The sequence below is a fragment of the Methylobacterium sp. P1-11 genome, from assembly GCF_008329595.1.
GTDB lineage: Bacteria > Pseudomonadota > Alphaproteobacteria > Rhizobiales > Beijerinckiaceae > Methylobacterium.
The window spans coordinates 1-18,347 of record NZ_NPKS01000016.1; the positions used below are offsets into that span (position 1 = coordinate 1).

Annotated in this window: 16 protein-coding genes and 1 tRNA gene; 6 read left to right on the forward strand and 11 right to left on the reverse strand. The window is 68.6% G+C overall.

Annotated elements, in window-relative coordinates:
* Window positions 1-813: 813 nt before the first annotated feature.
* The 6 genes from CIW48_RS17080 to CIW48_RS17105 form a co-directional block, all read right to left on the reverse strand.
* Window positions 814-1,050: a DUF805 domain-containing protein gene (locus CIW48_RS17080; protein ID WP_173009294.1), complete on the reverse strand. Its 237-nt coding sequence runs from the start codon at window positions 1,048-1,050 to the stop codon at window positions 814-816.
* Between the two features lie 384 nt (window positions 1,051-1,434).
* Entirely contained in the window at window positions 1,435-1,890 is a 456-nt protein-coding gene (locus CIW48_RS17085) for a lysozyme inhibitor LprI family protein (RefSeq protein WP_149311845.1), read from the reverse strand.
* 169 nt (window positions 1,891-2,059) lie between these two features.
* Window positions 2,060-2,380: a YbjQ family protein gene (locus CIW48_RS17090; protein WP_149311846.1), complete on the reverse strand. Its 321-nt coding sequence runs from the start codon at window positions 2,378-2,380 to the stop codon at window positions 2,060-2,062.
* 49 nt (window positions 2,381-2,429) lie between these two features.
* Window positions 2,430-2,834, reverse strand: coding sequence for a lysozyme inhibitor LprI family protein (locus tag CIW48_RS17095; protein WP_149311847.1), 405 nt, complete (start codon window positions 2,832-2,834; stop codon window positions 2,430-2,432).
* Between the two features lie 50 nt (window positions 2,835-2,884).
* Window positions 2,885-4,039, reverse strand: a complete 1,155-nt coding sequence (locus tag CIW48_RS33305) for a hypothetical protein (protein WP_246695287.1) — start codon at window positions 4,037-4,039, stop codon at window positions 2,885-2,887.
* A 137-nt stretch (window positions 4,040-4,176) separates the two neighbouring features.
* The gene (locus tag CIW48_RS17105) at window positions 4,177-4,467 is read right to left on the reverse strand and encodes a hypothetical protein (protein ID WP_149311848.1); all 291 of its coding nucleotides are present in this window, start codon (window positions 4,465-4,467) and stop codon (window positions 4,177-4,179) included.
* A 796-nt stretch (window positions 4,468-5,263) separates the two neighbouring features.
* Between CIW48_RS17105 and CIW48_RS17110 the strand changes: the two genes are divergently transcribed.
* Together CIW48_RS17110 and CIW48_RS17115 are read left to right on the forward strand one after the other, a co-directional pair.
* Window positions 5,264-5,512, forward strand: a complete 249-nt coding sequence (locus CIW48_RS17110) for a hypothetical protein (protein ID WP_246695288.1) — start codon at window positions 5,264-5,266, stop codon at window positions 5,510-5,512.
* Between the two features lie 175 nt (window positions 5,513-5,687).
* Window positions 5,688-6,680: a DUF808 domain-containing protein gene (locus tag CIW48_RS17115; RefSeq protein ID WP_149311849.1), complete on the forward strand. Its 993-nt coding sequence runs from the start codon at window positions 5,688-5,690 to the stop codon at window positions 6,678-6,680.
* A 347-nt stretch (window positions 6,681-7,027) separates the two neighbouring features.
* On the opposite strand, the gene CIW48_RS17120 is transcribed toward CIW48_RS17115, so the two are convergent.
* From CIW48_RS17120 to CIW48_RS17130, 3 genes are all read right to left on the reverse strand, one after another.
* A tRNA-Gly gene (locus CIW48_RS17120) sits at window positions 7,028-7,102 on the reverse strand.
* Between the two features lie 107 nt (window positions 7,103-7,209).
* Window positions 7,210-7,674, reverse strand: coding sequence for an NUDIX domain-containing protein (locus tag CIW48_RS17125; protein ID WP_149311850.1), 465 nt, complete (start codon window positions 7,672-7,674; stop codon window positions 7,210-7,212).
* Between the two features lie 13 nt (window positions 7,675-7,687).
* The gene (locus CIW48_RS17130) at window positions 7,688-8,383 is read right to left on the reverse strand and encodes a fumarylacetoacetate hydrolase family protein (RefSeq protein ID WP_149311851.1); all 696 of its coding nucleotides are present in this window, start codon (window positions 8,381-8,383) and stop codon (window positions 7,688-7,690) included.
* 137 nt (window positions 8,384-8,520) lie between these two features.
* On the opposite strand from CIW48_RS17130, the gene CIW48_RS17135 reads away from it, so the two are divergent.
* From CIW48_RS17135 to CIW48_RS17145, 3 genes are all read left to right on the forward strand, one after another.
* Window positions 8,521-9,966 (forward strand): FAD-binding oxidoreductase, encoded by a 1,446-nt coding sequence (locus tag CIW48_RS17135; RefSeq protein ID WP_149311852.1) that lies wholly within the window; start codon window positions 8,521-8,523, stop codon window positions 9,964-9,966.
* Window positions 9,967-10,224: 258 nt separating this feature from the next.
* On the forward strand, window positions 10,225-10,518 hold the full coding sequence (locus tag CIW48_RS17140) for a DUF2218 domain-containing protein (protein WP_091778894.1): 294 nt from the start codon (window positions 10,225-10,227) through the stop codon (window positions 10,516-10,518).
* Between the two features lie 149 nt (window positions 10,519-10,667).
* On the forward strand, window positions 10,668-12,260 hold the full coding sequence (locus CIW48_RS17145) for an ABC transporter substrate-binding protein (protein ID WP_149311853.1): 1,593 nt from the start codon (window positions 10,668-10,670) through the stop codon (window positions 12,258-12,260).
* A gap of 15 nt (window positions 12,261-12,275) precedes the next feature.
* Here the strand turns inward: CIW48_RS17145 and putA are convergent, their stop codons facing one another.
* Together putA and CIW48_RS17155 are read right to left on the reverse strand one after the other, a co-directional pair.
* A complete protein-coding gene (gene putA, locus CIW48_RS17150) occupies window positions 12,276-15,962 on the reverse strand; it encodes a trifunctional transcriptional regulator/proline dehydrogenase/L-glutamate gamma-semialdehyde dehydrogenase (RefSeq protein ID WP_149311854.1) in 3,687 nt (1,228 codons plus the stop codon).
* A 367-nt stretch (window positions 15,963-16,329) separates the two neighbouring features.
* Complete coding sequence (locus tag CIW48_RS17155) at window positions 16,330-17,142, reverse strand: hypothetical protein (RefSeq protein ID WP_149311855.1); 813 nt, start codon at window positions 17,140-17,142, stop codon at window positions 16,330-16,332.
* Between the two features lie 141 nt (window positions 17,143-17,283).
* Here CIW48_RS17155 and CIW48_RS17160 point away from each other — a divergent pair, with 141 nt between their 5' ends.
* Window positions 17,284-18,330, forward strand: coding sequence for a saccharopine dehydrogenase NADP-binding domain-containing protein (locus CIW48_RS17160; RefSeq protein ID WP_149311856.1), 1,047 nt, complete (start codon window positions 17,284-17,286; stop codon window positions 18,328-18,330).
* Window positions 18,331-18,347 lie beyond the last annotated feature (17 nt).

Here is an 18,347-nt window from a genome sequence, read left to right on the forward strand (position 1 = left end):
GCCAACTCGCAGGCGCTGTCGACGCGTCAGTCGATGGGCATCTCGGCCCTGTCCCTGGCCAACTCCGCACAGCAGGGCGTTCTCCAGCTCCTGCGGTAAATACCTCTCTCGTCATCGACGCAACGGCCGGAGCACAGCTCCGGCCGTTTGCATTGAGGGTGCGCGCCTCTGGATACCGCCGAATACCCGGCTCGACTCGACGGCACGCGAACCGGTCGGGATCCGAAGCGCCTCCTCGCATCCAGGTGCCGGCAGGTGTTAGCCCGGGCGCGCTCCGGCTGAGCACCAGGGTCATGGGCATGGAGGATCTTCGCGGGAGGTCGAGCGGCCGCGCCGGCAAGAGCGGGTGCTGGTCAAGGAGAAATCATGCCTGCGCGCGGCGACTGGCGTCGGAACCGCTTGGTTCCAACAACGCCACCTGAGGACCGGGCGCCGATGCTGTGGCCCTGATCGGTCCGCTTGCCGAAGGATAGGGCCGGGGACGGTTCGCTTCCGGTCATCGTGCCCGAAAAGCGGAAGACCCGGTCAGTCGAAAAGGGCTTGTGCCGGTGCGCCCATCCCGGGATGCGCACCGGAGACTGACCGAACGACCGACGGCGCAAGGTTCTTATTGTCGCGCTGCCGGTAAGACCGGGCCCCGCCACGCCGAGAAGCCGGAGGACGTGCCGCCCTGCTGCCGCCGACATTGCCGCATCATGGGCCATCGCCTGAACCCTGTCGCCCAGCGCTGGATCTTGGCAGGCCCCAATGTCTTACGTGCAATCCCGCCGAATTCATTTCTCTATCTCTACGGCGCGATCCAGATATGGACGCTCAACCGAAACGAACCGTTGGCCCGCCAGCAAGAGGGGCCTCGGTATTCACCGGATCCGGCCCGAACCTGTTCGGGCCGGCAGTTCCGCGGATCACCGAGAAGATGAAGAGCGGAATAAGCCCCACGATCGTAACAGCCGCGAAATACCACCAACCGGACCGGTCGGTATCGTGGAGCCTGCGAACAAATATGGAGAGAGAAGGAACGGAGTGCACGAGATGAACGATCGCAGACAATATATTTGGGTTCTCATGTGTCCTGAAAATTCAGGTATAAATCCATCACCGAAGCCGGCCAGGAAGCAAATTACAACGCAAATAAGAACACAATACCGGTAATCAGATCGCGACGCTCGACCTGAAAAACTGGCATAGTTTCTCATCGCATTCGCGTAATAATGCATCTCTATCTCCGACGCGATGGCCGAGATAGTTCGGCATCCGTGCCGGGCATGTCTACCTGGAATAGTTTTTACGAAATAACGACCGGCAATCAATCGGATTGCGCGCAGATTTTCGTGGCTCTTTAGGGCACCCTTGGTATTACGAGATGTTGGTGGTGGCGTTCAGGGCGTCGACCTGTCCATCCGTCTACATTGCCAACACCGTTCCGGCCGGATTTCAGTGCAGCGGATAGCGGCTGAGAAGGTCGGCGGTTCTCTGCACCGTCTTGTCGTAGCGGCACGCGGGGACAGCCGGGTTCGCTCCGCTCCCGTTGGACCACTCACTGTAGGTCAGGTCGCCGCAATCGGCGTCCCGGAAGGCAATCCAGGCCCGCTGCGCCTTCTCCAGTTGAGTCTTCCAGACGGCCTTGGCGCTCGGGTCCTGCGTGCGATCATCGTGGTCGATCACGGACATCGCCTTCTTGTAGACCGCGTTGAGCTTCGCATCGGCCTCCTGAAGCGCGCGCGACATGCAATCCGTGGTGCCAGGCGTCGAGGTTTCGTTCAGGCACAGTTTCGCCGAGGGCTGATCGGCGCGCGCCGTTGCCGCCATGACCCCACAGGCGAGCAGCCCGACGAGGGTGGGAACTGCGGCGTTCAGCAGCCGAAAGGGCTTATGGTGAGTGTGGGACATGGTTGTCGAGCCTGATTCATGCGCTCCGCGTCAACCGGATGCGACCGGAAAGCGCGGGCAACAGAGGGTTAAGACAGTCTGTTGGGGACCTTACCGCGGCCAGACCGAGCGGCATGGCCCCGGAGCGAGGTTGCTCGTTCAGTCTGGGCCTGAGCTCGTGACGTGCGACTTAACGAGTCTCGACGATCACAGCCGTGCCGTAGGCGACGACGCCCATCATGGACTGGTCGGTGTCGGCCGTATCGAAGCGCATCATGACGATGGCATTGGCGCCGAGTTGCGCCGCGTTCTGTGCCATGCGGTCGATGGCCTGAGACCGGGCCTGCTCGATCAACTGGCTGTATTCGTTGATTTCACCACCCATCAGGCTGCGCAGCCCCGCGGTGAAATTGCCCACTGCGCCGCGGCTGTGCACCACGGCGCCGAAGCACGGGCCCCGCACCTCACGCACATGGTAGTTCGGAATATTCTCGGTCGTAACGATAATCATGAGATGCCACGTCTGAGCAGGGGGTTGGTGGGACGGGGTGACGTGCCGGTCACGGCGGGCAGGAGAGATCGCCACCCGGGCATTTGATCTGCGCCGCCAGGTCCTGGATGCGCTGGCGCGTCAGTGTGATCTTGCATTCGCCCAGGAGCATCGGCGAGAGACTTCCATTGTCGTCGGGCTTCGACGTGTTGTATCCGGTCCGCAGGTTGCACTCGAGGTCCCGGAACGTGATCCACGCCCGCTCGGCGGCAACCAGATTGCGCCGGCCAATGTCGTCGAGTTTGCTACTCAAGGTCGTGTAGCTTCGGTTCAGTTCTGCATCGACCCGATCGAATGCCTGCCCCGTGCAGAAACCCGCCTCCATCTGGTTTGCGGGCTGGTTGCAATCCGCTTGCGCTCCGAACCCGGCTGTGGGGACGAGAAGCAGGATGCCGACAAGGGCTTTGCGTAACATGGAAGACTCGGGCATCGAACTGCAGATTGGATGGGTGGCCAGCCTGCCGGTCATCGATCGTCGGCCGCCGAAAGCGTGCTGCGAGGGCGGAACCCGTAATATCCGCGGTCGGCGTCGTAGAGGACGTCGAAGCCATTGAGGACGTGCAGACCCGTGTTGACGAAGGGCTGCGGGCGGGTCGTATTGAGGACGATGCGCTCGGGCGCGAGCGGCGAGGCGTGATCGCCGACAATGATCGCGTAGCCGGCCGAGTCGCCGAAGCGGAAGTTCAGGCGCGTTCCGGATCGGAGTACGTCGTGACCAGCTGCATCGGTCCGGACGCTGTCCGCGACCTGTGCGGGCGGCAGCGTCAGGAACATGCCGGTGACGCCGGTATCGAGAAGCGCGCGCCCGCAGACGCCCGGCTCCCGCCCGTCGACGGTGATGCAAGCGGGGACGCCAAGCCAGTCCCCCTGTGCGCGCGGGTGCGGATCGAGCTTCACGAAGCGGTAGCGGCCGCGCGTATTGGCGCGCGTCAGGCCGACATGCACGCCCCGCCGAGTCAGCACGTAGCCGCGACGCAATGCGCCGGGACCGGGCGGTTCCGCATTGAGCAGGGGGTTGGTGTCCGGCGTGCTCTGGGTCTGGCTGTCGTCTTCGCGGCCGAATCCGATGCCCATCATCGCCACGTGGCTGGGCGCCTCTTCGGGCGTGCAGTTGCGGGCGCGTTCGGCGCAGTCGATACGGTCGACCGCGAGAACCCGGATGGGCTGCGTGGCCACGCTCTGGCCATCGCGGCCCCACAGGGTGACCGGCACACGGATCCAGCGTCCGATCATGATCCGGCCGGAACTCGAATAGGTCAGGCGCCCCGGCTCGCTGGGCAGCGTTTCATTGGCGGGAATGCGGCCAGCCGAGACCACGATGCCGGTGGAGCCGGTGTCCACTAAAACGGGTCGCACCGCGCCGCCGAAGGAAAGGCCGAGACGAGGCGACTTGGTGATCACGTCACCGGCTTCCGGGGCGTTCAGAAACGGCAGGAAGATGCCGCGTTGATCGTCCGCGTAGCTCGGCCCCTCCTGGGCTTTGGCCGATTTTGTCGGTTCCAACAGCCCTGCCCCAACAAGGCCCAGGCTCAGGAGAGCGAAAAACAGCTGCATGTGCCGGAAGCGCGATCGAACGGGTGGGCAGGCGCCCACCACAGTACTTTGCAATGCCTGGCGCATCCGGTCCCCCGGGAAGAGATCATTGCCTCGGCGACGCCGCGCCAAGAAGCGTCGGCGCTGTGAACGGCTTCGTGCAACCAGCTCGCGACCGCGCTGGCGCGGCGAGCCATCGCAGGGCGATCGCCGCGCGAGACTCCTCAGCGGGTCCGGCGATAGATTTCGCGATTACGGTCGGCCGCGAGAACATCGCGGTCGGCCCGGTCGCGCTCGACCGCACCGCGCTCCTGGGCGATAGCGGCACCCACATAATTTCCTTCGGCTGCGCGCTCACGGGCGACGCCGAAATCCTCGCGCGCTCGGTCCGTAGCGGTGTAGGCCGCGCCGCGGTCGCGCAGATCGCGCCCGAGGAACTCGGTTGCCGGTTGCGCCGAGGCGGCGGTGCTCAACAGCGCACCGAAACCCGCAATGATAATTGTCTTCATCGCCACGACTTTCTCTATACCTGTAATAATTAACGAAACCTGTGCTCCTACCGAACGATATCTAACCGGTCGGGCGATTATTTGATGGCGCCTGTCGGCCGACAGGTCAACGAATCGTCGGGAACATTGTTACCGGTTCGGTCAGTGGTCCCGCATTGCATGTCGCGCGCCACTCGTTTGCATCGAATTATCGATTGCCGAGCTACTCTGATGGATTCGTTTCAGGCGAGCCGGATAGGCCGGGTTCGGGAGAGGCCATCTCAGCGAAGCGAATCCGGATCGCGGCGCCGGGCGTCTCGCATCCTACGCCGTCGTCAGAGACAGGCCGAAGACTGTGGCAGCGGGCGCGGTTCATCAGTCTCATCGTCGTCGCGCGACGAAATGCGCTGCCGCGCGGTCCGTGCCCATATCCCTGTCGAGACGGACACGCGATCACGCAAGTTCGGCGATGCAACGTAACCCACAGGGCGATTCTCGTACTCACCAGTGCCGCTCTTCGCGCCGCCGCCGCCTAGCTCACGCCCAGGCGAGCGCTCGACCGTGCATCGATCAGGAGTCTCTCGGTGTCCACCTCGACAAGGGCGCCATCTACGGCAACCTCCAGAACGCCACCCGGTACCGTGTCGTCCGCACCCTCGGCCTCTTCGATCACTGTTGTGACGGCGTCAACGTCCCCTGCCGCGGCATCAATCGCCGCCACCCGTGAACGGGGTGGTGATCCTGAGGCCCTATCGCCCGAAGCACCCGGCGTGCCGGACGCGCACGCCCCACTGATCCGCACCGGTCTGGAGGTGACCGACCGTTGAGTGGCCGCGATCCAGTGCGACCGAGCCCGTCCCGTCGACGCCTGCGCGTCATCCTCATCCTGCTGCTGATCACGTGGTTGCCGACAGCGTCCTTCGCCACTGGCCTCGCGCTGACGAGCGTCACCGGGTGCCGAATCAACGAGGCGCATACGTATGCCTGCCTGGTCGCCGGTCACGACATCGGCAACCTGCTCCACATGGTGACCATGACTGGCTGGGTGCTGATCGCGTTCCTGGCCATCTAGGCCCTGACGCTGCTGCTCGCTGTCGTGCAAAGCCTGCTGTTGCTCCTCGAAGCCTGGCATCGATGAGAGGGCAAGCAGTTGAGCACGCTCTGAGGTCCCGTTTTTTAACGGCAACGGATCAAACCCAGCTGCGGATCGTCTGTCTGGCGGATTGATCGCGGATGAGGGGAGACGTGTGAGCGTCGGACTGATTGCCTTACTGGACGATGTCGCCTTCATGGTCAGGGCTGCGGCGGCCTCCCTCGATGACGTCGCAGCGCAGGCGGCAAAGGCGGGTACGAAGGCCGCTGGCGTCGTCATCGACGATGCGGCGGTTACACCGCGCTACGTCGTCGGTTTCGCGGCGGAACGCGAGTTGCCGATCGTCGGCAAAATCGCGGTCGGTTCGCTCCGCAATAAACTTCTATTCCTGCTCCCAGGCGCCCTCGCTCTCAGCGCCTTTGCACCCTGGGCGATCACGCCACTCCTGATGCTGGGTGGCGCCTACCTTTGCTATGAAGGCGCCGAGAAGGTCTACGAGACCCTTGTCCCGCATCGCGCACACGGCGATCAAGATGACCGTGAGGGATGCGCCGAAGGCGATCGGTCGCGCGAAGACCGCCGCGTGGCGAGCGCGATCAAGACCGACTTCATCCTCTCGGCCGAGATCATGGCCATCACACTCGCGGCCCTTCCGGAGGGCAGCTTCTGGATGCGCGCGGGCATTCTGGCCGTCGTCGCCGTAGGCATCACCGCCGGCGTCTACGGTGTGGTCGCGCTGATCGTGAAGGCCGACGACGTCGGTCTCGCCCTCGCACGCAGCACCGCAACACCGCCACTCGGAAGCCTCATCCGCGGTCTCGGGCGCGGCGTGGTCCGCAGCATGCCGATCCTACTCAAGATCCTGGCTATCATCGGTACGGCGGCAATGATTTGGGTCGGTGGCGGGATCCTGATGCATGGGCTGGAGACCTACGGCCTGTCTGCACCTGCACATGCCGCCCATGAGGCCGCGGCAGCCGTCGTATCACGCGTGCCGTTCGCCACGGGCTTCGTCGAATGGCTGGTCACCGCGATCGCGTCGGGCCTGATAGGGTTAGCGGTCGGCGGCCTGCTGATCCCGCTGACGCGCTTCGCGCTGGCCCCAGCATGGCAGCCCCTGGCAGCGCTATGGAAACGGGATGCGTGACGCGACGCCCGGTGCGGTGGGCCGAAAACCTCACGCGTCGACCGACCGACGTATCACGCACCAGCCGGCGCAACTGCCAGTAATGATCGCCCGCATCCAGTAGGATTACCCGGCAGCACGCCGAAGGATCTCCGCCTTCAACCCGAACCGCTCTCCGCCCGCCGAGCCGCACCGCCCGATCCGGAAATCTACGCTGGTTAAGGGGAGACCGATCGATCGGAACAACGACGGTCCAGCCTGCTTCAGGGACGAAGCGGCCGGCCATCGAAAATGATTTCGAAGTCGATTAAGAACGACTAAGGCTGCAGGGCTGCGGCCTTGTAAGTCGTTCGTCTGGTTGGGAAAACTGGAGCGGGCGAAGGGATTCGAACCCTCGACCCCAACCTTGGCAAGGTTGTGCTCTACCCCTGAGCTACACCCGCTCACTGTGCCGCGCCGCCTGGACTTCCGTGCCGGCGGCCCCCGGCGCGGCTCTCTAAACACCATTCCGCCGGGCGACGCAAGCGCCCTTTTCGCGAACCGTGCCGATTTACCAATTCGGCTCCGGCGGGAGGCCGTCGCGGATCTCCCGGAGCCGGGCGCGGGTCCCCCGCGTCGTCCCTTCGGGCAACGCGTCCACTGGGAAGAAGGCGCACTCGGCGACCTCCCGGTCCGGCGCCTTGGGGCGCAGGACCGTGAAGGCCGGAAGGACGAACAGGACGACGTGGTCTCGGGGCGCGGCGACCACGTTCTGATAGAGACCGTGCAGGCGCGGCTCTCCCTCAGGGACGATCTCCGCCTCCTCGCGGAACTCCCGCAGCATCGCGTCGCGCGCGGTCTCGCCACGCTCGACGCCGCCGCCCGGGAGATGCCAGCCACTCACGTAGGTGTGACGCACCAGGGCCACGCGCCCGGCGCCGTCGAGGGCGACGCCGCGCACGCCGAGGGTCATGCCGCGGGACGCGAGCGCCCCGAGATGGAACAAGCGCCGCAGCAGCGGCCGATCGAGGAGCATGCGGGTGCGCTGCTCAGACGACGTCGAGGGTGATCGCGCCGAGGCCGGCGATCGCCGCGACCATGCGCTGGCCGCGTAGGACCGGACCGACGCCGGAGGGCGTGCCGGTGAAGATCAAGTCGCCCGGCTGCAGGGCGAAGTAGCCCGACAGGTAGGCGATCTGCTCGGCGACCGACCAAATCATGTCGGCGAGGTCGCCCTTCTGGCGGGTCTCGCCGTCGACCGACAGGGTGATAGCGCCCTTCTCCAGGTGGCCGATGACGGAGACAGGGTGGAGCGCACCGATCGGCCCCGACCCGTCGGCGGCCTTGGCGGTGTCCCAGGGCCGCGACATCTTCTTAGCCTCGTCCTGGACGTCGCGCCGGGTCATGTCGAGGCCGATGGCGTAGCCGTAGACGTGCTCCAGGGCGGTCTCAGCTGGGATGTCGCTGCCACCGCTGGCGAGGGCGGCCACCATCTCAACCTCGAAATGGTAGTTGGCGGTCTTCGGGGGGTAGGCGTGGGCCGTAGGCTCCGAACCGACGATCTGCAGGGCGTCGGCGGGCTTCATGAAGAAGAAGGGCGGCTCCCGGTCCGGGTCGGCACCCATCTCGCGGGCATGGGCGGCGTAGTTGCGGCCGACGCAGTAGACGCGGCGCACGGGGAAGAAGTCGCTGCTGCCGATGATCGGGAGCGCGATGCGGGGCGGGTTCTGGATGACGGAGAGCATCTCTGCCTCTGCGGTGGATTGTCCGGTTGGCCCGGCGCGACGACGCCCGTGCCCTACATCATCGTTGTAAGGTCCGCATCGGCGTGCGCCATACCGGCGCTTGCGTCCGGCCTCCTCTGGCCTACACAATTGTCGCGATGACGCCGACAGCCGACCTCGACACCCTGCTGACCGCGCTCCGGGACGGGCTCGGCGCGCGGCACGTGCTGACGGATCCGGACGCGCTGGCACCCTACCTGACCGAGAGCCGCCGCCTGTTCACTGGGTCGGCGCTGGCCGTGCTGAGGCCGGAGAGCACCGAGGAGGTCGCCTTCGCGGTCCGCGCCTGCACGCAGGCCGGCGTCGCGGTGGTGCCGCTCGGCGGCAATACCGGCCTCACCGGCGCCGGCGTGCCGCAAGGCGGGGTCGTCCTGTCCCTGGAGCGCATGAACCGCCTGCGCGCGGTCGATCCGGTGGGCGCCACCATCACGGTGGAAGCCGGGATGATCCTGCAGGATGTGCAGGAGGCGGCCGAGGCCGCCGGCATGCTGTTCCCGCTTTCCTACGCGTCGCGGGGCTCCGCACGGATCGGCGGCGGTGTCAGCACCAATGCCGGCGGGATCGCGGTGCTCGCCTACGGCAACGCCCGCGACCTCGTGCTCGGGCTCGAGGTCGTGCTCGCCGACGGGCGCGTCTGGAATGGGCTCAGGGCCTTGCGCAAGGACAATGCCGGATACGACCTGAAACAGCTCTTCATAGGCTCTGAGGGCACCCTGGGCATCGTCACCGCGGCGGTGTTGAAGCTGTTCCCGCGGCCGCGCTCGACGAGCGTCGCCTTCGTGGGGCTCGACTCGGCCAGGGCAGCCCTGGACCTGTTCGTTTTCCTGCGCACCCGGATGGACCGCGACCTCACGGCGTTCGAGTACCTGCCGCCCTTCGCGCTGGAGATCGTGCTGCGCCACGTCCAGGGGACGGTTCGTCCGTTGGAGGGCGCGCACGGCGCCTACGCGCTGATCGAGGTCGCATCCGCGCGCCCGGACGCCGACACGGGGGCCGAGCTGGAATCGGCCCTTGGGCAAGCCCTTGAGGACGGACTGATCGCCGACGCCACGATCGGGACCAGCGGGGCCCGGAACGCCGCACTCTGGCGCCTGCGCGAAGGCGTTCCCGAAGCGCAGACCCGCGAGGGTGCGTCGATCAAGCACGACGTGTCGGTGCCGCTCTCCCGCCTCCCCGAGTTCCTTGAGCGGGCAGGCGCGGCCTGCCTTGCCGAGATGCCGGGTCTGAGGCCTTGCGGCTTCGGCCATTTCGGCGACGGCAACATCCATTTCAATCTGTCACAGCCGCCCGGTACGCCGCCCGCGGAGTTCCTGGCCGAATGGGGCCGGTTCAACCGGATCGTTCACGACCTCGTGCACGCGCTGGGCGGCTCCATCGCGGCTGAGCACGGGGTCGGTCTGATAAAGCGCGAGGAACTCGCGCGCTACGGCGATCCGGTCGGGCTCGACCTAATGCGGCGCCTCAAGGCCGCCCTCGATCCAGAGGACCTGCTCAACCCCGGAAAGGTCATCGTCCGGACCGACCGCGCCGCGCCGCCAGCCTGAGGAAGTTTGTGCATCGCGCCATAATTCGGCGCGGAGACGGGTGCAGGACAGCAACGCCGCGCCGCCAAGCGCTGCGGTGGCCCGTCGCGTTAAGCCGCTGCTAACGCTTCGGACAGACCTTCAACACAGGCGGCGAAGACGGATCCGTCGGCGCCGGGCATGGCAATTGCTCAGAGGCCACCCTATCTCGCACCTGCGAGATCGAGCGACGAACCGTCACCGACAGGCTGTTTTCACATCCATCTGGAGACCGACGGAATGCCCACCTCTCAGGCCCGCGTGCAGACCACCGAGGCGAGCCGCTACCTGCAGCAGCTCTGCCGGCACTGGAGCCACAAGTTCAAGGTCGAGGCGACCCCCGATCACGGCACCGTGCCTTTTGGCGAGGACCGCGTCTGTACCTTCGATGCTGAGCCCGACGCCCTGGTGATGCGCATCGACAGCTCCGACCCCGTCAATCTGACCCGGCTGGAGAACGTCGTGGCCGATCACCTCGCGCGCTTCGCCTTCCGCGAGAGCCTCGGCGACATCCGCTGGTCGCGCGCCGCCTGAGGGCCCGCGTAGGGCGATCACGACCGACCCGTCCGGCCCCTGGACCGGGCGGGTTTTCGTATCCCGATCGAAGCGCGGCAGTGGCGCACCACTTGCAAGCGTACCCGGCTTGCGGCCGGATCGCACGCCGTCGTGACCGGGATCGATTCATGAAGCGACGCACCCTGCTGACAGGCGCCGGAGCCCTGATGGCCGGGGCCTTCGCGCGGCCAGCCCTGGTCCGGGCGGCCTCGGCAACGACGCTACGGTTCGTGCCCTACGCGGATCTCGCGCTCCTCGATCCGATCGTCACCACAAACTACGTCACGCGCACACACGCGCTGATGGTGTTCGACACGCTCTACAGCCTCGACACCGCCTACCGCGCGCAGCCGCAGATGGTGGCGGGCCACGAGGTTGCGTCTGACGGCCTCACGTGGCGCCTGACCCTGCGGGACGGGCTGCGGTTCCACGACGGGACGCCGGTCCGCGGCGGCGACGTGGTGGCGAGCCTGAAGCGCTGGGCGCAGCGCGATGCCTACGGCGGCGCCCTGTTCGCGACGGTGGACGAACTCACGGCGCCCTCCGACACGGTGGTGCAGTTCCGCCTCAAGCGCCCCTTCCCGCTCCTGCCGGACGCCCTGGCGAAGCCGACCTCCTACGTCCCAGTGATCATGCCGGAGCGCCTGAGCGCGACGCCCGCGACGCAGCCGGTACCGGAGATCGTCGGCAGCGGCCCGTTCCGCTTCGTCGCCGACGAGCGGGTCCCCGGCTCGCTCAACGTCTACCGCCGGTTCGAGGCCTATCGACCGCGCACCGAGGGCACGCCGAGCTTCACGGCCGGACCGCGGATCGCGCATTTCGACCGCGTGGAGTGGCGCACGATCCCCGACGGCGCGACCGCGGCCGGCGCCCTGCGCTCGGGCGAGATCGACTGGTGGGAGCAGCCCCTCGTCGATCTCGTGCCGGACCTGAACCGCCAGCCCGCCTTGCGCGTGGATCTGGTTGAGACCGCCGGGCTGATCGGCCAGATCCGCCTCAACCACACCCTGCCGCCCTTCGACAATCCCGCGATCAGCCGGGCGCTGCTCGCAGCCGTCGACCAGACCGAGATGATGGACGCCGTGGCCGGCAGCGACCCGACGATCCGGCGCGGTCCCGTCGGCATCTTCACGTCCGGCGGACCGATGGCATCCTCCGCGGGAATGGAGGCGCTCACCGGCCCCCGCGACCTCGCCGCCGCGAAGCGGGCGTTGGCGGCGGCGGGCTACAAGGGCGAGCGCGTCGTGCTGCTCTCCGGGACCGACGTGCCACGGATCAACGCGATCTGCGAGGTGATGGCCGATGCCTGCCGCAAGATCGGGATGAACCTCGACGTCGTCGCCACCGACTGGGGGACGGTCAACCAGCGGATCCTGAACGCCAAGCCCCTGGACCAGGGCGGCTGGTCGATGTTCGGCATCTTCTCCGGCGGGCTCGACCACCTCTCGCCGGCCTACCATCTGGCCGCCCGCGGGAACGGCCGGGCCGGCGTGCCGAGCTGGCTGACGGACGCGCCCCTTGAGGAGCTGCGCGGCGCGTGGTTCGACGCGCCGGACCTCGACGCCCAGAAGGCCCTGGCGGCGCGGATCCAGGCGCGGGCGCTGGAGGTCGGCGCCTACTTGCCCTGCGGCCAGTATTTCCAGCCGACCGCCTATCGGCGCGACCTCGACGGCATGCTGACCGGGCTTCCCCTGTTCTGGAACCTGCGCCGTTCGTCCTGACCGCGGGCTGCTGGCTCACCCGACGCTCATCAGGCTGGCATTGCCGCCGGCCGCCGCGGTGTTGATCGCGGTGGAGATCTCCTCCACGAGGCCGGCCGGATCGTAGAGGTCGCCGGCGGCCAGCGCGTCCGTGCTGCGCGTCTGGATCGGCAGGATCGCCCCGTCGCGGCCCGCGACGACCCTGTTCAGGGCCCGCAGGTCGGCAGACTCGCCCGCGAACAGGATGCCGTCGATATCGCCTGCGCGGTCGAGATCCGGAGCCCGAGCGACCCGCGCCGCGAACGTCGCCGGCAGATCGTCCAGGACCGGACCCCAGCCGTCCGGCCCGATGACGACCGCCGCGTTGCCGGTGCCGAAGATCGCGCCGATCTGGAGCAGCAGCCCCGTCTCGGTCGCCGCGACGGCCGCGAACCGCCCGCGGGGACGCAGCGCGTACAGGTTGCGCTCGCCCACGGGACCGGCCAGCGCGATCGCGTCGCGGCCGGGATAGTGGACAGCCTCGATCCTATCCGCGAGGTCGTGGCGGTGCCGTGACCGCAACCACGCCGTGTAGGGACGCAGCGCCGCATCGTCGGCGGGCAGCCCGTCGCTGGCGGCGGCGGGCGATCGCCGCAGCAGGCGGCCGAGGGCCAGCGGACCGCCGGCCTTCGGGCCCGTTCCTGACAGCCCGGAGCCGCCGAAGGGCTGCACGCCGACCACCGCGCCGATGATGTTGCGGTTCACGTAGCGGTTGCCGGCCCGCACGTCGTCGAGGACGTGGTCGATGGTCTCGTCGATGCGGCTGTGCAGCCCGAAGGTTAGGCCGTAGCCGGTGGCATCGATCGCCGCGAGGAGCGCGTCGAGGCCGTCGCGGCGGTAGCGCAGCACGTGCAGCACCGGCCCGAACACCTCCTGCTCGACATCGGCGACGGCCCCGATCTCGATCAGGGTCGGCGGCACGAAGGTCCCGGCGCCGGCCTCCGGCGGCAGGTGGTACTGCTCTACGGGGAAGCCCCGCGCGCGCATCCTCGCCACGTGCCCGGAGATCCGGTCGGCGGCCTCGGCGGTGATGACCGGCCCGACATCGACGGCGAGGCGCCGCGGATCGCCCACCCGCAGTTCCCGCAGGGCTCCCTTCAGCATGCGCAGCGTGCGGTCAGCGATCTCCTCCTGCAGGCAGAGGATCCGGAGCGCCGAGCAGCGCTGTCCAGCGGAGTCGAAGGCGGAGGCGATCACGTCGGCCACCACCTGCTCGGTGAGCGCCGAGGAGTCGACCACGAGGGCATTCTGGCCGCCGGTCTCGGCCACGAACGTCACCGGCTCGCCGAAGCGGTTCAGCCGTCTCGCCAGCGCGCGCTGGATGTCCTTGGCCACCGCCGTCGAGCCAGTGAACATGACGCCCTGCACGCGCGGATCCTCGACCAGGGCAGCGCCGACACGGCCGTCACCCGGCAGGAGATGCAGCACCTCTTCCGGGATTCCGGCGGCGTGGAGCAACCGGATCGCCGCGGCGGCAATCAAGGGTGTCTCCTCCGCGGGCTTGGCTAGGACCGTGTTTCCCGCCGCCAGGGCGACGGCGGCCTGCCCGACGAAGATCGCCAGCGGGAAATTCCACGGTGCGATGCAGGCGATCGGCCCGAGGGGTTCGTGTACTCCGCTCAGGATCCGCTCGGCCTCGGCGGCGTCGTAGCGGAGGAAATCGACAGCCTCCCGGATCTCCGCGACGGCGCTCCCGTAGGTCTTGCCGGCTTCCCGCACGATGAGCCCGACCAGACACGGCATCTGCGCCTCGAAGGCATCGGCGGCCCGCCGCAGGCAGGCGGCGCGCGCCTCCGCCGGCGTCGCCGCCCAGCGGACGGCGCCCGATTCCGCCTGCGCCACGGCGCGTGACACCGCCGCGGGTGTCGCCGGTCGGCAGTACCCGACGATGTCCCGGTGGTCGGCGGGATTGCGGATCGGTTCGCCGGCCGCTGCATCCTCCTCCCCTGACGGCACGGCCCGGCAGACGATGCGGCCGCTCGCCAGCAACCCCTCCGACAGACGGGCGAGCGCCGCCTCGTCGGCGAGGTCGAGACCGGCGGCGTTGGCGCGCGCCGGGCCGTAGAGGTCCCGGGGCGCCACGATCCGGGGGTGCGGCGTTCCGGGGAGCGGCATGGCCTCGACGGCGGCGACGGGGTCGGCAATCAGGGCCGCGACCGATACCGAATCGTCGGCGACCCGGTTGACGAAGGAGGTGTTGGCGCCGTTCTCCAGAAGCCGCCGGACCAAGTAGGCCAGCAGGGTTTCGTGCGTGCCCACCGGCGCGTAGATGCGGCAGGGGCGCCGTGCGAGCTCTCCGGCGATCACCGCCTCGTAGAGCGGTTCGCCCATGCCGTGCAGGCACTGGAACTCGTACTGGCCGAGCCGGAAATCCGGGCCGGCCATCTCGACGATGCTCGCCAGGGTCTGGGCGTTGTGCGTGGCGAATTGCGGGAAGACCGCGTCGGGCGCCGCGAGCAGCCGGCGCGCGCAGGCGAGATACGCGACGTCGGTGTGAACCTTCCGGGTGAAGACCGGGAAGTCCGCCGCTCCGTCGACCTGTGCCCGCTTGATCTCGCTGTCCCAGTAAGCCCCCTTGACCAGGCGCACCATGAGCCGCCGCCGGCTGCGGCGGGCCAGATCGATCAGCACGTCGATGACGAAGGGGCAGCGCTTGCCGTAGGCCTGGACCACGAAGCCGAGTCCGTCCCAGCCAGACAGATCCGGATCGAGGGCGAGCCGCTCCAGGATGTCCAGCGACAGGTCGAGACGGTCGGCCTCCTCGGCATCGATGTTGAGGCCGATCCGGTCGGCCCGGGCGAGCCGGGCGAGATCGAGCACGCGGGGATAGAGTTCCGCCAGAACCCGGTCGCGCTGCGACCGGACATAGCGCGGATGGAGCGCCGACAGCTTGATCGAGATGCCGGGTCCGAGGAGCACGCCGCGCCCGGCCGACGCCGCCCCGATCGCCCGGATCGCATCCGCGTAGGCGCGCCGGTAGCACTCGGCGTCCTCCGCGGTCACCGCGGCCTCGCCGAGCATGTCGTACGAGTAGGTGAAGCCCTTCGCTTCGAGCGACGCCGCGTGCCGCAGCGCCTCGGCGATCGTCCGCCCCGCCACGAATTGCTCGCCCATCATGCGCATGGCCAGATCGACACCGGTGCGGATCAGCGGCTCACCGCCGCGGGCGATCAGCCGGGAGAGCGCGGCCGACAGCCCCGCCTCGTCTCGGGTCGCGGCCAGCTTCCCGGTCACGAGCAGGCCCCAGGTGGCCGCGTTGACGAAGGGCGACGGGCTGTGCCCGAGATGGGCCGCCCAGTCGCCGCCCGCGATCTTGTCGCGGATCAGCGCATCCCGCGTCGCCGTGTCGGGGATGCGCAGCAGCGCCTCGGCGAGGCACATCAGGGCCACGCCCTCCTGGCTCGACAGCGCGTATTCGTGAATCAAACCCTCGACGCCACCGCGGCGGCCCCGGCGACGGAGGGTTTCGACGAGGCGCCGTGCGTGTTCGCCGACGCGCCGGGCGGCCTCGGGCGACAGGCGCGCCTGTTCGAGGAGCGGCGCCACGCAATCGGGTTCGGGCCGCCGGCAGGCCGCGACCACGGCCTGCCGCAGGGCCGACCGATCAGGCAGGTCTGCCGCGAAGGCACGGAACGGACCGTCTGCCCCCATCGCCGCAGCTTCGACAATGCCGGTTCCGGACATGGGCCGCCCTCCGACAGGGGACGGTGCCGCCGCGCCGTCACGGCATGAGGCTACACCCTCTGGGGTCCAGTTCGAAGCCCGAGGGCCGTCCGGGCGGCCCGGCCCGACCGACCTGTCATGGTCCGTGGCGACCGAGCGCGACCTTCCGTCACCGGGACGGCGCACCCGTCCGCGCAGAAGCGGATCCGGATTGATGAAGCGCACCCGCTGGTGAACTCGGTCCAACGATGCGCTTCCACCCGCGCAAATCGTCTCGCGACCGCCGCCAAGGGCCCGAAAGTCCTGGTGGCGCGCGCCGACAGACGGGATGCGCCACCCGGCCGCGAAGGAGGGCGCGGGACGACCACAGGCTGGACGCGCGATCCCGTCACTTCACGGCTTGCGCATGGGCGGCCTCCAGCGCGTCCGCCAGAAGGGGCCGGGCCCCTTCACGGCGCAGCGTGGCGACGGGGATCACCACCGTATCGGCGCAGGCCTGGACGGCATGCACCAGGTCGAACTGCACCGCGAGGCCCCCGGCCTTGGCGTCGAGCCACGCCATCATGGCCGGTGGCTGGCCATCATAGGTCTCGGTGACCGCTTCACGGCATTCCTTGTCCGCGTCGTCCGTCTTCGGACCGGCCGTCTTGGGGCGATAGCCCGCGAGGTAGAGGGCGTGCAGCGTCTTGGAGGCGAGCGTCACCATCCTGGTCCTGCCTGGGCCCTCGGCGAGGGCGAGCTTCCCGGTCAGGGAAGCCGGCAGCAGCGTGGTCCAATCCACCGGGGCGCCGGTGGTGAGGTCGTAGACGATCGACATCGTGTTGCTGTTCGGGTGCGGGCCGCCGCAGAGCCAGCTGTCGGTGATCACGTAGCTCAGGAAGCGCGGACCTCGCATCGGCGCATCGACGGCCCGCTCCCAGTAATCATACTGTCCACCCTCGGACTTGCATTCCCGCGCCGCCTCGAGGGCCTTCGCGTCGAGGCGCTTCACCGCCGCGTTGATCCGCCGCTCGGCATCGTCGGCCGGCGCAGCGATCTGCGGCATGGCCGCGATGCCGGCGGTCAGATCGGACGGCGCCTTCAAGATGGCGGGCCCATCACCCGCCCAGGTGGGCGTGGCCAGAGCCAGGAGAACAGCGCTCCAGCCGGCAGCCCTTCCGCCGGCCCGCCATGCACTCGGCCGGGTGTTTCGCTTGAACATGCTACCGCTGCTCCCGATGGCGGCGGGTCCGACGTCCCGGGTCGCCCGCCATGTCGCGCTCCGATGGGTGCATCCCTACCCTCGGCAGAGGCCGTATGCCGCGCGCTTTGACACACGCGGAAGCGGTGGCAGAAGCGCCCCATGAGCGAGATCCTGATCTACGGGGCCACCGGCTATACCGGGCAGCTCCTGGCCGCCCACGCCGTCGAGCAGGGCCTGAAACCGATCCTGGCAGGGCGCAATGCGGATACGCTGCGGCCGATCGCGGGCCGGCTGGGCCTGGAGATGCGGGTCGCAGGGCTCGACGAGTCCGAAGCCCTGCGCGCTGCGCTCGCCGGCGTGGCGGCGGTGATCCACGCGGCCGGCCCGTTCTCGAAGACGGCGCAACCGATGGCGGAAGCCTGTCTCGCCGCAGGCGCCCATTACATCGACATCACCGGCGAGATCGCGGTTCTGGAGGCCCTCGCGGCCCGGGATGCGGCGGCGAAGGCGGCCGGCATCGTCCTCCTGCCCGCTGCCGGCTTCGACGTGGTGCCGAGCGACTGCCTCGCCGCCCATGTGGCCGGGCGCCTGCCCGGCGCGACGCATCTGCGCATCTCCATCGGCGGATTCGGCGGCTTCAGCCGCGGCACGGCCCGCACCATGGTGGAGGGTATCGCCTGGGGGACGCGGGTGCGCCGCGATGGGCGCATCGTCGAATTGCCGAGCCCGCCCCGCGCCACCGCCGATTTCGGCTACGGCCCGCGCCGGACCGTGGGCCTCGGCTGGGGCGACGTGTCGAGCGCGTGGTACTCGACCCGGGTCCCGAACATCGACGTCTATTTCGAGGCCTTTCCGGCGATGGCGGCCGCGGCCGGCCTGCCCGCCGGCCTCCGGAAGATCATAGCCGGCGGCACCGCTCAGCGCCTGATCAACCGCGGCATCGACCGGCTGCCCGCCGGCCCGTCGGCGGCCGCGCGGCAGAGAGCCCGCAGCACCTTCCTGGCAGAAGCCTGGGATGGCGCCGGCCGCCGCGCGGCGAGCCGGATGGAGACCGCGGAGGGTTACACCCTGACGGTCTGGACGGCCGTGGAGGCCGCGCGTCGCGTCGCGGCGGGGCATGTCGCCCCGGGATTCCACACGCCGGTCACCGCCTTCGGCCCGGACTTCATCCTGGGCTTCCCGCACGTGGTGCGAACGGATCTGTAGGTCTCCCGACGGCCGCG

Coding starts and splice junctions, on each gene's coding strand:
- CIW48_RS17135 (WP_149311852.1), top strand. CDS start 8,521: ATGACGCCGACAGCCGACCTCGACACCCTGCTGACCGCGCTCCGGGAC.
- CIW48_RS17125 (WP_149311850.1), bottom strand. CDS start 7,674: ATGCTCCTCGATCGGCCGCTGCTGCGGCGCTTGTTCCATCTCGGGGCG.
- CIW48_RS17090 (WP_149311846.1), bottom strand. CDS start 2,380: ATGATTATCGTTACGACCGAGAATATTCCGAACTACCATGTGCGTGAG.
- CIW48_RS17160 (WP_149311856.1), top strand. CDS start 17,284: ATGAGCGAGATCCTGATCTACGGGGCCACCGGCTATACCGGGCAGCTC.
- CIW48_RS17140 (WP_091778894.1), top strand. CDS start 10,225: ATGCCCACCTCTCAGGCCCGCGTGCAGACCACCGAGGCGAGCCGCTAC.
- CIW48_RS17155 (WP_149311855.1), bottom strand. CDS start 17,142: ATGTTCAAGCGAAACACCCGGCCGAGTGCATGGCGGGCCGGCGGAAGG.
- CIW48_RS17130 (WP_149311851.1), bottom strand. CDS start 8,383: ATGCTCTCCGTCATCCAGAACCCGCCCCGCATCGCGCTCCCGATCATC.
- CIW48_RS17095 (WP_149311847.1), bottom strand. CDS start 2,834: ATGTTACGCAAAGCCCTTGTCGGCATCCTGCTTCTCGTCCCCACAGCC.
- putA (WP_149311854.1), bottom strand. CDS start 15,962: ATGTCCGGAACCGGCATTGTCGAAGCTGCGGCGATGGGGGCAGACGGT.
- CIW48_RS33305 (WP_246695287.1), bottom strand. CDS start 4,039: ATGCGCCAGGCATTGCAAAGTACTGTGGTGGGCGCCTGCCCACCCGTT.
- CIW48_RS17085 (WP_149311845.1), bottom strand. CDS start 1,890: ATGTCCCACACTCACCATAAGCCCTTTCGGCTGCTGAACGCCGCAGTT.
- CIW48_RS17145 (WP_149311853.1), top strand. CDS start 10,668: ATGAAGCGACGCACCCTGCTGACAGGCGCCGGAGCCCTGATGGCCGGG.